This is a genomic window from Paenibacillus sp. GYB003 (genome assembly GCF_036577625.1).
Classification (GTDB): Bacteria; Bacillota; Bacilli; order Paenibacillales; family NBRC-103111; genus Paenibacillus_AB.
This window is the reverse complement of sequence record NZ_JARBDC010000016.1, coordinates 1-12,227: the sequence shown is the minus strand read 5'-3', so window position 1 is coordinate 12,227 and position 12,227 is coordinate 1. Positions and strand designations below refer to the sequence as shown.

13 protein-coding genes, 1 rRNA gene and 1 other RNA gene are annotated in these 12,227 nt (G+C 56.4%); all 15 read left to right on the top strand.

Going from position 1 to position 12,227, the window contains the following annotated elements:
• Nucleotides 1–118 precede the first annotated feature (118 nt).
• Nucleotides 119–511 (top strand): response regulator, encoded by a 393-nt coding sequence (locus tag PV407_RS08735; protein ID WP_332089531.1) that lies wholly within the window; start codon nucleotides 119–121, stop codon nucleotides 509–511.
• A 164-nt stretch (nucleotides 512–675) separates the two neighbouring features.
• Nucleotides 676–1,530, top strand: a complete 855-nt coding sequence (fba, locus tag PV407_RS08730; protein WP_332089530.1) for a class II fructose-1,6-bisphosphate aldolase — start codon at nucleotides 676–678, stop codon at nucleotides 1,528–1,530.
• 93 nt (nucleotides 1,531–1,623) lie between these two features.
• The gene (locus PV407_RS08725) at nucleotides 1,624–2,910 is read left to right on the top strand and encodes a UDP-N-acetylglucosamine 1-carboxyvinyltransferase (protein WP_332089529.1); all 1,287 of its coding nucleotides are present in this window, start codon (nucleotides 1,624–1,626) and stop codon (nucleotides 2,908–2,910) included.
• 71 nt (nucleotides 2,911–2,981) lie between these two features.
• Complete coding sequence (gene rho, locus PV407_RS08720; protein WP_332089528.1) at nucleotides 2,982–4,262, top strand: transcription termination factor Rho; 1,281 nt, start codon at nucleotides 2,982–2,984, stop codon at nucleotides 4,260–4,262.
• Nucleotides 4,263–4,292: 30 nt separating this feature from the next.
• Nucleotides 4,293–5,546, top strand: coding sequence for a radical SAM protein (locus PV407_RS08715; RefSeq protein WP_332089527.1), 1,254 nt, complete (start codon nucleotides 4,293–4,295; stop codon nucleotides 5,544–5,546).
• Between the two features lie 118 nt (nucleotides 5,547–5,664).
• Nucleotides 5,665–5,862 (top strand): 50S ribosomal protein L31, encoded by a 198-nt coding sequence (gene rpmE, locus PV407_RS08710; protein WP_332089526.1) that lies wholly within the window; start codon nucleotides 5,665–5,667, stop codon nucleotides 5,860–5,862.
• 79 nt (nucleotides 5,863–5,941) lie between these two features.
• Nucleotides 5,942–6,337, top strand: a complete 396-nt coding sequence (locus tag PV407_RS08705) for a hypothetical protein (RefSeq protein WP_332089525.1) — start codon at nucleotides 5,942–5,944, stop codon at nucleotides 6,335–6,337.
• A 70-nt stretch (nucleotides 6,338–6,407) separates the two neighbouring features.
• Nucleotides 6,408–6,674: signal recognition particle sRNA large type (gene ffs, locus PV407_RS08700), an RNA gene on the top strand.
• 534 nt (nucleotides 6,675–7,208) lie between these two features.
• Nucleotides 7,209–8,300 (top strand): ATP-binding protein, encoded by a 1,092-nt coding sequence (locus PV407_RS08695; RefSeq protein WP_332089546.1) that lies wholly within the window; start codon nucleotides 7,209–7,211, stop codon nucleotides 8,298–8,300.
• Between the two features lie 145 nt (nucleotides 8,301–8,445).
• Complete coding sequence (gene dnaX, locus PV407_RS08690; RefSeq protein WP_332089524.1) at nucleotides 8,446–10,173, top strand: DNA polymerase III subunit gamma/tau; 1,728 nt, start codon at nucleotides 8,446–8,448, stop codon at nucleotides 10,171–10,173.
• Nucleotides 10,174–10,191: 18 nt separating this feature from the next.
• On the top strand, nucleotides 10,192–10,503 hold the full coding sequence (locus PV407_RS08685; RefSeq protein ID WP_332089523.1) for a YbaB/EbfC family nucleoid-associated protein: 312 nt from the start codon (nucleotides 10,192–10,194) through the stop codon (nucleotides 10,501–10,503).
• Nucleotides 10,504–10,527: 24 nt separating this feature from the next.
• On the top strand, nucleotides 10,528–11,127 hold the full coding sequence (gene recR / locus PV407_RS08680) for a recombination mediator RecR (RefSeq protein WP_332089522.1): 600 nt from the start codon (nucleotides 10,528–10,530) through the stop codon (nucleotides 11,125–11,127).
• A gap of 182 nt (nucleotides 11,128–11,309) precedes the next feature.
• Complete coding sequence (locus PV407_RS08675; RefSeq protein ID WP_332089521.1) at nucleotides 11,310–11,582, top strand: DUF2508 family protein; 273 nt, start codon at nucleotides 11,310–11,312, stop codon at nucleotides 11,580–11,582.
• Between the two features lies 1 nt (nucleotide 11,583).
• Entirely contained in the window at nucleotides 11,584–11,847 is a 264-nt protein-coding gene (locus PV407_RS08670) for a pro-sigmaK processing inhibitor BofA family protein (RefSeq protein WP_332089520.1), read from the top strand.
• 313 nt (nucleotides 11,848–12,160) lie between these two features.
• Nucleotides 12,161–12,227 (top strand): 16S ribosomal RNA (locus tag PV407_RS08665); the annotation flags it as partial.

The following is a 12,227-nucleotide window of genomic DNA, read 5'->3' as shown; positions in this document are numbered from 1 at the left end:
CCTTTCTTCCCCTCGAATCCGGAACTTTCGGGCTTGCGCCGGCCAGCCGCCGCAAGAAGCGAACGCGAGCGGTTCAAAAGGCTTTGCATCCAAGCAAAGTTGTGAGGAGGTTTGATGATTGGATAAGAAAAAGGTGTTGATTGTCGACGACCAAAACGGCATCCGCGTCTTGCTGGTCGAAGTGTTCAGCAACGAAGGCTACGATACGTTTCAAGCTTCGAACGGCAAATTGGCGCTCGAAATCGTCCGCAAGGAATCCCCGGATCTCGTATTGCTCGACATGAAAATTCCCGGCATGGACGGTTTGGACATTTTGAAGCATATCAAACAGATCGATACGAGCATCAAAGTCATTATGATGACCGCGTACGGCGAGCTGGATATGATTAAGGAAGCGACCGATCTCGGAGCTTTGACGCATTTTACGAAGCCGTTCGATATCGACGACTTGAGGCAGGCGGTCAACGCGCAGCTGCGTCCGAATTCGCCTCGGCTGGCGATAGGATCCTGATCAGGGTCCTTTTTTGTTTTTCCGGATTCCGCTGCGGGAGCGAGAGCCCTTGCCCCTTGCCGGAAGCGAGCCGATCCGGTTACCATTTCGCGGACGAGTATGCTATAATGGATCAGTATTGCATTCGGATCTCAATTCTCGCATAACGTTTAGGAGGAACGACAATGCCACTTGTTTCGATGAACGAGTTTTTGCCGAAGGCGAAAGCTCATAAATTTGCGGTCGGACAGTTCAACATGAACAACCTGGAATTCGCCCAAGCGATTACGGAAGCGGCCATCGAAGAAAAATCGCCGTTCATTTTCGGCGTAAGCGAAGGCGCCCTGAAATATATGGGCATGGAATATACCGTAGCGATCGCCGAGGCGGCGGCGAAAAAATCGGGTCTTCCGATCGCCCTTCACCTGGACCACGGCAGCAGCTTCGAAGTCGCGATGAAATGTATCCGCGCAGGCTTCAGCTCGGTTATGTTCGACGGCTCGCACTATACGCTCGAAGAGAACATTCGCCTGACCAAGGAAGTGGTCAAAGCGGCTCACGCGATGGGCGTATCCGTCGAAGGCGAGCTCGGCACGATCGGCGGCGTCGAGGACGACATCAGCGTCGACGAAGAGCATGCGAACCTGGCCAAGCCGGAGGAAGCGATCCGCTTCTACGAGGAAACCGGCGTCGATTGCCTGGCGATCGCGGTCGGTACGGCGCACGGCATGTACAAGGGCGAGCCGAAAATCCATTACGACATCATCGAGCAAGTGGCCAAAGCGGTTCCGGTTCCGATCGTGCTGCACGGCGGCTCCGGCGTGCCGGACGAAGCGATTCGCCTGTCGATCGCGGCCGGCGTAGGCAAAATCAACGTCAATACGGAAAATCAGGTCGCTTGCACCGACGCGATCCGCGAAGTATTGGCGAAAGACGCGAAAGTATACGATCCCCGCAAATATTTGACGCCTGCGCGCAACGCGATGATCGAAGTCGTCAAATCGAAAATTCGTTTGTTCGGCTCAAGCAATCAGGCGTAAAGGAAGCGGATGCGGGAGCCGTCGCGGCGGGAGCGGTCCCGCCGGGTTCCCTCGTTCTCTTGTTTCGCGTCAGGTTAGGGGGAATTTGCAGCAATGACGGGAAAACTGATGGTCGCGGGAGGCCGGCCGCTGCGGGGAACGGTTACGATCAGCGGTGCGAAGAACAGCGCGGTCGCGTTGATTCCTGCGGCGATTCTGGCGGAAACGAAAGTAGTGCTCGACAATCTCCCCGTTATAAGCGACGTCGACATTTATACCGAGCTGCTGACGGAACTTGGAGCCACGGTGGAGAGAAGCGGCGACCAGATGGTCATCGATCCGACGATGCTGAAGTCGGTGCCGATGCCGAACGGAAACATCAAGAAGCTTCGCGCTTCCTATTACTTGATGGGCGCGCTTCTCGGAAGGTTCGGAGAAGCGACGATCGGTCTGCCGGGCGGCTGCAATTTCGAGCCGAGGCCGATCGATCAGCATATGAAAGGCTTCGAGGCGCTCGGCGCCGAAGTAAGCAACGAATTCGGCAGCTTGCGCATCCGCGCGAAGCAGCTGCGCGGCGCGAAAATTTATTTGGATGTCGTCAGCGTAGGGGCGACGATTAACATCATGCTGGCGGCTTCACGGGCCAAAGGCATCACTTTGATCGAAAATGCGGCCAAAGAGCCAGAAATTATAGATGTAGCGACACTGCTCAACGCGATGGGCGCCAAAATCAAAGGGGCGGGTACCGAGACGATCCGCATCGAAGGCGTCGACTCGCTGCACGGGTGCAGACACTCGATCATTCCCGACCGGATTCAGGCCGGATCGTACATGATCGCGGCGGCGGCGACCCGCGGAGACGTGCTGATCGACAACGTCATTCCGAAGCATATGGAGGCTTTGACCGCCAAGCTCCAAGAAATGGGCGTTCATATTTACGAGATGGACGAAGCGATACGCGTCGTAGGTCAACCGGAATACGAAAGCGTAGACGTGAAAGCGCTCGTTTACCCCGGCTTTGCCACCGATCTTCAGTCCCCGATGACCAGTCTCCTCACGCAAGCGAAAGGCGTCAGCATTTTAACCGACTACGTGTACAACAACCGGTTCAAGCACGTTCCCGAATTGATCCGCATGGGCGCGAAAATCAAAGTCGAGGGACGCTCGGCGATTATCGAGGGCGGCGGGCTCACGGCGGCGAAAGTGCGGGCTACCGATTTGCGCGCCGGCGCGGCCTTGTTTATCGCGGCTCTGACGGTGCCGTCGGGAGTGACCGAAATCGGCGGCGTGGAGTACATACATCGGGGGTACGAAAATTTGGTCGCCAATCTTCGCAGCCTCGGTGCGGAGGTGTGGGAGGAAGCAGAAAGCCTGGAGCTTGCCCGCGCCAAAGAAGAATAGATTGGAAGAAAAACGGAAATGCTAGATTCGAATGTCTTCCGAATTAAAGAATAGTGTGGTGGATGAATACTATGGATATGCATCTGGCGCAGCTGGAGCAGATGAAATTGACCGACTTGTACAAGTTGGCCAAAGAACATCAAATTCCGTCTTACGGCCAAATGAAGAAAAAAGAATTGATTTTTGCGATTTTACGTGCCCAGGCCGAAAAGGGCGGCTTGATGTTCATGGAAGGCGTTCTCGACGTATTGTCGGAAGGGTACGGCTTTTTGAGGCCGATCAACTATTTGCCGAGCTCCGAGGATATTTATATTTCCCAATCGCAAATTCGCAAATTCGATTTGCGTTCCGGCGATATGGTGTCGGGCAAATGCCGGCCGCCCAAAGAAAACGAGCGTTATTTCGGTTTGCTTCAGGTCGAGGCGGTTAACGGCGAGAAGCCGGAGACGGCTGCGGAACGGCTTCATTTTCCGGCCCTCACTCCCCTTTATCCTCAAACCAAGTTCATTCTCGAAACGACGCCTTCGAATCTTTCCACCCGCATTATGGATTTGCTCAGCCCGGTCGGCATGGGGCAACGCGGTTTGATCGTCGCTCCGCCGAAGGCGGGGAAAACGCTGCTTCTCAAAGAAATCGCCAACAGCATCTCGCTCAATTATCCCGACGTGGAGCTGTTCGTGCTGCTGATCGACGAACGTCCCGAGGAAGTGACCGACATGCAGCGTTCGGTCAAAGCCGAAGTCGTCGCCTCCACGTTCGACGAGCTGCCGGAGAACCATATCAAGGTGGCGGAGCTCGTGTTGGAGCGGGCGCAGCGGCTCGTCGAATCGAAGAAAGACGTCGTCATTTTGCTCGACAGCATTACCCGGCTGGCGCGGGCGTACAACCTCGTCATCCCGCCGTCGGGCCGCACGCTGTCCGGCGGTATCGATCCGAGCGCGTTTCACCGGCCGAAACGGTTCTTCGGCGCGGCGCGCAACATCGAGGAAGGCGGAAGCTTGACCATTCTCGCCACGGCGCTGATCGAGACCGGCTCGCGGATGGACGACGTCATTTACGAGGAGTTCAAAGGAACCGGCAATCTCGAGCTGCATTTGGACCGCAAGCTGGCGGAGCGCCGCATTTTCCCGGCGATCGACATTCGCCGCTCCGGTACGCGTCGCGAGGAAATGCTACTGACGAAGGAAGAGCTCGACAAAATTTGGGCGATCCGCAAAAATATGAACGATTCGCACGATTTCGTCGACGCGTTCCTGAAAAAGCTCGCCGATACGAAAACGAACCGCGAATTTCTCGATACGCTGGAAGCGAAGCCGGAAGGTAAACGCGGCATGAAAAACTCCGCTTCCTGACCATCTTGTTTTGAAAAGAAGGGACCTCTCATGCATCTCGTATACGCGGACGAAGCGGGCAACGTGTTCGATCACCCGGAATGGACCGCGCTCGGCCGCAGCGGCGATATGATAACGGAAATATGGGACGACGAGCTGATTCCGCTGCCGGAAGGCGCCACACTGGTCAGTCTGCCGGGGACGCGGGCGATCGGCTGGAACGGGGAAGCCGAATCGATGCAGCCGCTCGACGGTCCGTATAACGCGGTCGGCGCGCTTCTTCCGCAAGGATTTACGCGGCTGCTGCTTCCGGGATACGTCAAGAAGGACAAGTCGCAAATGCTTCCCTTGTTCGGCTATACGGCCGTCGTCTGGAAAGACGGGCAGTTTTACGTGGCGGCCAAACGAAGCGACGACCCGGAGCCGTGGAATCCGCGCAATTGCGATCCGCGCGAGCTTGGCATCGGAGTCGAGCGGCTGCTGCAAACGTATCCGGACAACCGGCTGTATCGGCATTTGTCGAAGTGCGCGCTGGAATACGAATGCTTGACCGCCTCCAACACGTTTTTGTCCCGGCTCGAAGGGGCGGTGCCGGTCTCGTTCTCGTGCAATGCGGGCTGCTACGGGTGCATTTCCGAGCAGCCGGACGACAGCGGCTTTCCGGCGCCGCAGACGCGGATGAATTTCAAGCCGAACGTCGACGAGATCGTGCAGGTGATGCTGGAGCATTTGAAAACGCCGGAGAGCATCATCAGCTTCGGCCAAGGCTGCGAAGGCGAGCCGTCGACGCAGGCGAAGCTCATTATCGACTCGATTCGTCGCGTCCGGGAGCGGACGAGCATCGGCTATATCAACATCAATACGAACGCCGGGCTTACCGACCATATCCGGGGAATCGTCGACGCCGGACTCGACCTGATGCGCGTCAGCACGATCAGCGCCCTGGACGAGCATTACAACGCTTACTACAAGCCGCGGGGCTACAGCCTGGCGAACGTGGAGAAATCGCTGACGTATGCGAGCGGCAAAGGCGTCTATACGTCCATCAACTATTTGGTGTTTCCCGGCGTCACGGACCGCGAGGAAGAAATCGAAGCGATGCTCGGCTTCGCCAAACGGACGGGGCTGAAGCTGATCCAGCTGCGCAACTTGAACATCGATCCGGAAGGCTATTTGCAGCTTGTTCCGAAGCCGCAAGGCGACGTTTACGGCATGAAGCGGATGATCGAAATATTCGAAGCGGAGCTGCCGGACGTCGTTATCGGCTCGTATACGCATGTTCCGCCGCTGCGCGCATCCAAATAACGGCTTTGTCCACAATCCAGTTGCGTTAAGCGGACGCATCGTGCTATAATGCGATCATGTGTCGATATAACTCTGGGTTCGCGGAAAGAGACTCAGGGCGGAAAGAGGTGAAAGGATCATGAAAACAGATATCCAACCGAAATATTACGTAACGACCGTCACTTGCGCTTGCGGCAATACGTTCGAAACGGGCTCCATCAAGCAAAATCTTCGCGTCGAAATTTGTTCGAATTGCCACCCGCATTTCACCGGCAAACAGAAGTTTGTCGATGCCGGCGGTCGCGTCGATAAATTCAAGAAAAAATACGGCATTTAAGCTCGAAGCTTGGCGTCCAAGCTACATGCATACAACAACCTCTCTTGGTCATCCTAAACCCAAGGGAGGTTATTTTTTTATGATCAACAAACCGCTTCGTTTCTTCGCCGCCGCGCTGCTGCCGGTCATGCTCGCCGCCGCCTGCGCCGGCAACCCGGGCAATACCGGACCGAAGACGCAATCGTACCAAAATGACGGTTATTTGGGCATAACGAATACGAACCCGAACCTGCAAACGGGTCCTTCTTACCATACGTACGAAATGGATACGAACATGATGCGCGATGCGGTCACGCCGATCGCCGGCGTCCGCAAAGTTCGCATCGCCACGAACGGGCCGAACGCGACCGTGAGACTTTCCGTGACGAAGGAATCGACGGACGCCGACATGGAGCGGATTCGCGGCCAAGCGCTCGATGCGCTGAAGCGCGCCGTTCCGCGGTACAATTTCAAGGTGCTCGTACGAAGCGAGTGACGCGCCGATTCCTCGCATGCCAAATGATGAAGGTTGCGGTTTGCGGGACAATCGGCTATACTATGTATTACCGTGCTAGACGGGGAGGTAGCGGTGCCCTGTTACCCGCAATCCGCTGTAGCGGGGTTGAATTCCTGTTTTCGGTCTTGTCGATGTGGGGTCTGACTTCTATACGAAGTGTTGACGGTCGGGTCCTCCGCAATGGGCGCTTGTGAACCCGGTCAGGTCCGGAAGGAAGCAGCCGTAAGCAAGATGGCTCATGTGCCGGAGGAGTGCCTGACTCGAGCTAACCGGTAGAGGTTCCGCTCGGATCGCAAGGTCAACGACAGGTGCACGGTTATTACACAATCATAAAGGAACATACGCGCACCGGATAAACGCATCGACGTTTATCCGGTGTTTTGGTATTGGAAGGAAAAAACAATTGCGAGTAGAATTGTATAAAGGAAGAAGGGGGACCGGAACTGCAAGTTGACCATGGCTTACGCAAGACGTACGTGGCGACCGTTGCTCTGGTATAAAAAAATAAAGGTGGTATTGCATGGACAAGTTCCGGATCACGATGCCGTCTCCGCACAACTTTATACGCGGCCTGATCGGATTGGGCGCCGCGATTTTCGATGAAAGCGGTCTTTTGGTCGACTGCAACCGGTATTTTTCCGCGATGTTTCCCGGGCTGTGCGAACCGGGCAAAACGTCGCTCGCCGATCTGCTGCCCGGAGAAACCGATTTGGAAGCGCTGCTTCTTCGGTGCCGGAACGGCTCGGACCAAGACGAATGGACGGAAGTCCGGGTCCGCTGCGGACCGGACGACGCAACGGCGGCCCGCTGCCGGGTATATCCGGTCGAATCGGAATCGGCCAACCTGTATATGATCTTTTTGGACGAAAGGGGAAGGGCGGGAGAGCTTAGCCTGCTGCAGCAGTTTTCGGGCACGTTCGTGCGCGACGTCAACCTCGGCGTGCTTTTGGTCGACACCGATTTCCGCCTTGTCGATATTAGCGAGCTCGCCTGCTCCATTCTGGGCATCGATCGAAAAAGCTCGATCAATCGCCAGGTCGAAGATATTTTCCGCACGGTGCCGAAAGAGCATCAGCTCGTGCAGCGTACGCTGCTGGACGGGGTGCTCGTCCGCAATCATGCCGTCTCGTGGACGAACGACCGGGAACGGTACGAGCTGCTCATGGACTCCAACCTGATACGCGACGAATCGGGGCAAGTCGTTGGCGCGTATGTCATTTTCAAGGACGTCACCAACCTCCGCTCGCTCGAGCAGCAGGTGCAGCGCAGCGACCGGCTCGCGATGATCGGGCAAATCGCCGCCGGCACCGCTCACGAAATCCGCAATCCGCTTACGTCGATCAAAGGATTTTTGCAAGTGCTGAACCGGACGTTTCAGCAGAACGGCATGGAGCGGGAACAAGGCTACACCGACCTGATGCTGGCGGAGATCGATCGGATCAACGAATTGGTCGGCGAATTTTTGCTGCTGAGCAAGCCGAAAAACGTCACTTACGACAAAATCGACGTATCGTCGGTGCTGCGCGACATTTTGCCGATCATCAACAACCAGGCGGTGCTGCATAATGTGACGATCCATTACGAGTCGGTATACCAAATTCCGAAAATCGTAGCCGACCGCGAGCTGCTGAAGCAAGTCTTCATCAATTTGTGCAAAAACGGAATCGAAGCGATGGTGCAAGGAGGGACTTTGACGATTATAGAGCGGATCGAATACCGCGAAAGGAAAGTGCACGTCGATATTCAGGATGCCGGGCCCGGCATTCCCGCGTTTCTGATCGATAAAATATTCGATCCGTTTTTCACGACGAAGGAGCACGGAACCGGCCTCGGGCTGTCCGTTTGCCAGCGCATCATCCACGATATCGGAGGGCATATTCGGGTTTCGTCGAAAGGGTACGGCACGACGTTCACGGTCAGCCTGCCGTTCTCGCCCGACTGACCGGCCCGCCGGTTGGTCAAACGCAAGGCGTATGGTGTATAATAGAGGATAGCTTAAACGATCAACGAAATCGGTTTTTTTGGCGTATATCGGCACGTAAGGCGAAAAAACGAAAGCGATCACGCAAACGGTGGGAGAGTCGAAAGTGTCGCACATCGCATTGTATCGGAAGTGGAGGCCTCAGGCTTTCCGGGATATCGTCGGACAACAGCATATTACGCAGACGCTGCAAAATTCGCTGCGCGAAGGGCGGCTCACTCACGCTTATTTGTTCAACGGTCCGCGCGGAACGGGGAAAACGACCGCGGCCAAAATTTTGGCCAAAGCCGTCAACTGCGAGAACGGTCCGGCGGAGGAGCCGTGCAACGAATGCTCGGCGTGCCGGCGCATTACCGAAGGGGCCGTCATGGACGTCGTCGAAATCGACGCCGCCTCCAATCGCGGGGTCGAGGAAATTCGCGATATTCGCGAGAAGGTCAAGTACGCCCCGACCGAAGTGCGGCAGAAGGTGTACATTATCGACGAAGTGCACATGCTGACGACGGAGGCGTTCAATGCGCTGCTGAAGACGCTCGAGGAGCCGCCGGGACACGTCATGTTCATTTTGGCGACGACGGAGCCTCATCGGCTGCCGGCGACGATCGTTTCGCGCTGCCAGCGTTTCGACTTCCGCCGGGTTCCTCTGGAGGAGCAAGTATCCCGCCTTTCGCACATTTGCGGCGAGGAGCGGGTGACCGCGGAGCCGGAGGCGCTGCAGTACATTGCAAGGCTGTCCGACGGCGGCATGCGCGACGCCCTTAGCTTGCTCGATCAAATTATCGCGTATACCGGCAATCACGTCACGCTGCAGGAAGTGCTCGGCATTACCGGCGGGATCGGGCTGGAGCAGTTCGGACGTTTGGCCGAAGCGATCATGGCCCGCGATGCGGGGGCCGCGCTTACCTGCATCGAGCAGCTTATGCAGGACGGGAAAAGCGCCGAGAAAAGCATGGAAAATTTGCTTTATTATTTCCGCGACGCGCTTATGCTGAAGCTGGTGCCGAATGCGGAGGAATGGACCGACCGGATTACCGACGCGGCCGCGTTCCGGAGCATGACCGCCGCTTTTTCCGCCGAGCGTTTGTTTCATAGCATCGACGTGCTGAACCATTACCAAGCCGAGATGAAATATTCCGCCCAGCCGCAAACGATGTTCGAGGTGGCGATTTTGAAGCTGTGCAGTTCTCCGTCGTCGGCGGAGACCCCGGCGCAGGCCGGCTCGGCGGATCCGGACGCGAACGCGCAGATCGCCTCCTTGACCCGTAAAGTCGCGCAGCTCGAGCAGAAGCTGGACCAGCTGCTGAAAAACGGCGTACCGGCTTCTCCGGGGAAAGAACCGGCATCGAAGCCCGCGGGATTTTCGAGCCCGCGTCCGTCCGTGTCCGCCGCTTCCGCGAAGCTCGGGATCAAGCTTGATCCGTATGTCGCGCATGCGGATTCGGCGTTGCTCCGGCAGGCGTTAAGCAAGTGGGGGCAAGTGCTGCAGCAGGTGAAGGAACGCAAAATTACGGTGCACGCCTGGCTTGTCGACGGCGAGCCGGTCGCGGTAACGGAGGAAGCCGTGCTGCTGGCGTTCAAAAGCGCGATGCACCGGGAAACGACCGAGAAGCCGGCCCATAAAGAGCTGATCGAGCAGGTGATGCGGGACGTGCTCGGCGAACCGTTCAAGCTCGTCACCGCGATGATGAAGGATTGGAAAGAGGCGGTGGCCGGTTCGGCCGAACAGCCGGAAGCGATGCGTATGGAAGAGCCCGCTGATGACAAGCCCGGGGACGATATCGTGGAAGAGGCCATCAAATTGTTCGGCGAAGATTTGGTCGTCGTGAAAGAATAAACCGAAAGGATGATGAGCATGAACAACATGCAGCAAATGATGAAGCAAGTGAAAAAAATGCAGGAGCAAATGATGAAGGCGCAGGAGGAGCTTTCGACGAAAACGGTCGAAGGCAGCGCCGGAGGCGGCGTCGTGACGGTCACCGCTACGGGCCAGCGCAAAATTACGAATATCGTCATCAAGCCGGAGGCGGTCGATCCCGACGACGTCGATATGCTGCAGGACCTCGTCCTGACGGCCGTGAACGACGCCTTGACGAAAGCCGAGCAAATGGCCGAGCAGGATTTGGGCCGCTTGACCGGCGGATTGAAGCTGCCGGGCATGTTTTAACCAAGAAGCAAAGGAGCCATTCGCTTGTTTTACCCGGAACCTATCGCAAAATTAATCGACGCCTTTTCGCGGTTGCCGGGAGTGGGGCCCAAAACGGCAGGGCGATTGGCTTTTCACGTATTGCGGATGAAAGAGGACGACGTTCTCGATTTCGCCAAATCGCTGGTCAGCGTCAAACGCAATTTGCACTACTGCTCGGTTTGCTGCAACATTACGGATGTGGACCCTTGCCGTATTTGCCAGGACAAAACGCGGGACGGCGCCGTCATCTGCGTGGTGCAGGAGCCGAAGGATCTTGTCGCTCTCGAGCGGATGAAGGAGTTTCACGGAACGTATCATGTGCTGCACGGGGCGATTTCCCCGATGGAAGGCATCGGGCCGGACGAAATCCGCGTCGCCGAGCTGCTCCGCCGGCTGAGCGACGAGAAGGTGCAGGAGCTCATTTTGGCTACGAATCCGAATGTCGAAGGGGAAGCGACGGCGATTTACTTAAGCCGGCTCGTCAAGCCTTTCGGTTTGAAGGTGACGCGGATCGCACACGGCCTCCCGGTAGGGGGAGACCTCGAATACGCCGATGAAGTGACGCTTTCGAAGGCGCTGGAAGGCCGGAGAGAGCTGTCGTGACGAATAAGCCGGACGGAAAGCGGTTGGCGCTCCGTGCGGCTTTTTGTTATCTTTGGACCGCTCCATCGTCGGCGCTCCCGGGTTCGTCGATTCGCGCCGCGCTTGTTCTACTTTGCGCTCCATGTCCATATGTATGAATAAACGGAAGACGATCGATATGGACGAATGGAGCGTGATACAACGTGCAGTGGGAGAAGCTGTTTCGATGGAGTAGCAAAGAAACCGATCCTTTGCTGAAGGACAAGCAAACGCTGGTGGAGGAAATTCGCGCCGCCCAGACCGATTGGCAGCATGCGCTGTCCCGACTCGATTACGTATCGGACAAGGATCAGATCGATTACGCCATATTCGCTCTGGAAGCGGCGGAGAAACGGTATGAAATGCTGCTGAAAAGCGCGAAGCGGTTGAATGTGCACGCGCTCGACATCGGCATGGGCAGAGCGGCGGAGGGATGACATGCATTACGTTTGGCTCGGCTTGCTGGTCGGCTCGTCGGTTTTCCTGCTCATCACGCTGTTCCGGCACAAATGGTCGTGGCGATGGCTCGGGTATGCGGCTTTGCATATTGTTATCGCGGCATTTTTATTGTATTTCGTCAATTTGGTCGGCTCGCATTACGACTTCCGCATCCCGATCAATATTCCGACCGTCGCCACCACGTTTCTTCTCGGCGCGCCGGGATTGCTGCTTTTGATTGCGCTAAAGCTCGTGCTGTTTTAACGGAGGCGGTCGAATCGGGTGTGGAATATTTCCACTTGATTCGCACCGCCCGTTCGTGCTATATTGTAATTCCGCCCGCTGAAGGGGAAGCTCTTCGAGCAAGCGCGGCAAGACGAAAAGCAAAAATTGCTATTGAACAGTCATGGGCGGATGTGTTATATTAAAGAGGTCGCCGCAAAACGGCGAAAGTTGACGAAGGTCATCGAATTTGCTCCTTGAAAACTGAACAACGAGCGTGCAAGTGCGGTCTCTCGCGAGACCACAACAAGCTAGTCAAGTAATGAGCAAATCGGCTCATCTAATAAGCAACACCTTATTGGAGAGTTTGATCCTGGCTCAGGACGAACGCTGGCGGCGTGCCTAATACATGCAAGTCGAGC

Coding starts and splice junctions, on each gene's coding strand:
- fba (WP_332089530.1), top strand. CDS start 676: ATGCCACTTGTTTCGATGAACGAGTTTTTGCCGAAGGCGAAAGCTCAT.
- PV407_RS08695 (WP_332089546.1), top strand. CDS start 7,209: ATGATCTTTTTGGACGAAAGGGGAAGGGCGGGAGAGCTTAGCCTGCTG.
- PV407_RS08685 (WP_332089523.1), top strand. CDS start 10,192: ATGAACAACATGCAGCAAATGATGAAGCAAGTGAAAAAAATGCAGGAG.
- PV407_RS08725 (WP_332089529.1), top strand. CDS start 1,624: ATGACGGGAAAACTGATGGTCGCGGGAGGCCGGCCGCTGCGGGGAACG.
- PV407_RS08670 (WP_332089520.1), top strand. CDS start 11,584: ATGCATTACGTTTGGCTCGGCTTGCTGGTCGGCTCGTCGGTTTTCCTG.
- rpmE (WP_332089526.1), top strand. CDS start 5,665: ATGAAAACAGATATCCAACCGAAATATTACGTAACGACCGTCACTTGC.
- PV407_RS08715 (WP_332089527.1), top strand. CDS start 4,293: ATGCATCTCGTATACGCGGACGAAGCGGGCAACGTGTTCGATCACCCG.
- rho (WP_332089528.1), top strand. CDS start 2,982: ATGGATATGCATCTGGCGCAGCTGGAGCAGATGAAATTGACCGACTTG.
- PV407_RS08705 (WP_332089525.1), top strand. CDS start 5,942: ATGATCAACAAACCGCTTCGTTTCTTCGCCGCCGCGCTGCTGCCGGTC.